Origin of the sequence: Asaia sp. SF2.1, from assembly GCF_000505765.1 — a bacterium.
Lineage (GTDB): Bacteria > Pseudomonadota > Alphaproteobacteria > Acetobacterales > Acetobacteraceae > Asaia > Asaia bogorensis.
The window spans coordinates 105,263-106,833 of record NZ_AYXS01000034.1 but is presented as its reverse complement, the minus strand read 5'-3'; the positions used below and the strand labels follow the sequence as shown (position 1 = coordinate 106,833).

2 protein-coding genes and 1 pseudogene are annotated in these 1,571 nt (G+C 58.2%); 1 reads left to right on the top strand and 2 read right to left on the bottom strand.

Annotation, left to right across the window (positions count from 1 at the left end; genetic code table 11):
• Positions 1 to 93: 93 nt before the first annotated feature.
• Positions 94 to 585 carry a bacterioferritin gene (gene bfr / locus P792_RS31720; RefSeq protein ID WP_023979379.1) on the top strand — a complete coding sequence of 164 codons (492 nt, stop codon included), beginning with the start codon at positions 94 to 96 and terminating at the stop codon, positions 583 to 585.
• 179 nt (positions 586 to 764) lie between these two features.
• Here bfr and P792_RS31715 read toward each other — a convergent pair whose 3' ends face one another.
• Both P792_RS31715 and hrcA read right to left on the bottom strand, forming a co-directional pair.
• Positions 765 to 995 carry a bacterioferritin-associated ferredoxin gene (locus tag P792_RS31715; protein WP_023979378.1) on the bottom strand — a complete coding sequence of 77 codons (231 nt, stop codon included), beginning with the start codon at positions 993 to 995 and terminating at the stop codon, positions 765 to 767.
• A 114-nt stretch (positions 996 to 1,109) separates the two neighbouring features.
• Positions 1,110 to 1,571 (bottom strand): annotated as a pseudogene (gene hrcA / locus P792_RS31710) (heat-inducible transcriptional repressor HrcA); the annotation flags it as partial.

Genomic DNA, 1,571 nt, shown 5'->3' with positions numbered 1-1,571 from the left:
CCCGCTTCTTTTCCATGCTTGAACAGCGTCACACAGCCTGCGGGGAGTGGCCATGCGCCCCTTCTGCGTGCAGGACAGAAAAAGGAGCCAACCATGCTTAAAGATCCGAAGGTTATCGAGCATCTGAACATCCAGCTCACCAATGAGCTGACGGCCATCAACCAGTATTTCCTTCATGCCCGCACCCTGAATCACTGGGGCGTCACCAAGCTGGGCAAGAAGGAATATGACGAATCCATCGAAGAGATGCGTCATGCCGACTGGCTGATCGAGCGCATCCTGTATCTGGGAGGCCTGCCGAACGTGCAGCGTCTGAACCAGATCCTGGTGGGTGAAAGCGTTGAGGAAATCCTCGCCTGCGATCTCAAGCTTGAGGAAAAGGCGCTGGCCGATCTGCGCGAAGGCATCGCCTATTGCGAAAGCGTGCGCGATTACGTGTCACGTGATCTGCTGATCCGTATCCTCGCCAACGAGGAAGAGCATGAAGATTTCATCGACCGTCAGTTCGATCTGATCAAGCAGGTCGGTATCCAGCGCTACATCACGCTGAACTCCTCGCCGGCTCCCGACCAGACCGCCGAGTAAGACAGAACCGGACATCCTGCCCCGGGCTTACCCGCACAGGACCCCGGAAACGGAAAAACCCGTCAGCGCAGGCTGGCGGGTTTTTTCATGGCCGGTCGGATGTCCGGCCCCCTATGGGCAGATCAGCAAGCCTGCCGACATGACGGTACGTCACCATGGCCCGGTGCGGGTGCCCTCACTCAGGCGTAAGCGGCGTTGCCTGCACCCTGATCGACTGTGTTGAAGGCCATCGCGGCCTCGTTCCTTTCGCGCAGCAGACTACGCAGGGCGCATACCACGCCGGGCACGCAATTGCCGCACTGGGCCTTGCACCCCTTGGAGGCATAGACCTCCCGGGCGCGCGAGGCCCCTCTGTTTACGGCATCAGCGATATCATGATTGGTCAGGGCGTTACACGAACAGACTATCATCAGCCATTCCACTTCAGAACGGCGCGACCCTAACAGCGTTTGAGAATAATTCTCAATGATAAATTGCGAGTGATTCTTAAAAAACATGTCATAGCAGTGTCAGACCCTGCCTGTTCAGCTCAGGAGGCGACCGATCACACGGGCCGTGTAATCCACCACAGGCACGATCCGCCCATAGTTGAGCCGTGTCGGGCCAATCACCCCGATGGCACCGACGATGCGATTCGTCTCGTTGCGCGCCGGTGCCACGACCATCGATACGCCCGACATGCCAAAAAACCCGCTCTCGGCACCGATATAGATCCGTACACCGTCCGATTCCTGCGCCAGCTGAAGCAGGCGCAGCATCGTTTCCTGCGCCTCCAGACGCTCAAAGAGCATCTGGATGGTCGTGAGTTTCTCGATTTCGGTGATGTCGGTCAGCAGATTGCCCTGCCCGCGCAGATAGAGCGTGCCATGCTGCTCATCCCACATCGCAAGACCACTCTCGATCACGCTGGTCGCCAGCACATCCAGATCAGAGCGGTTCTGCTGCAAATTCTCCGAGACGCGCTGGCGCAAGGCACTCAGTGTTAC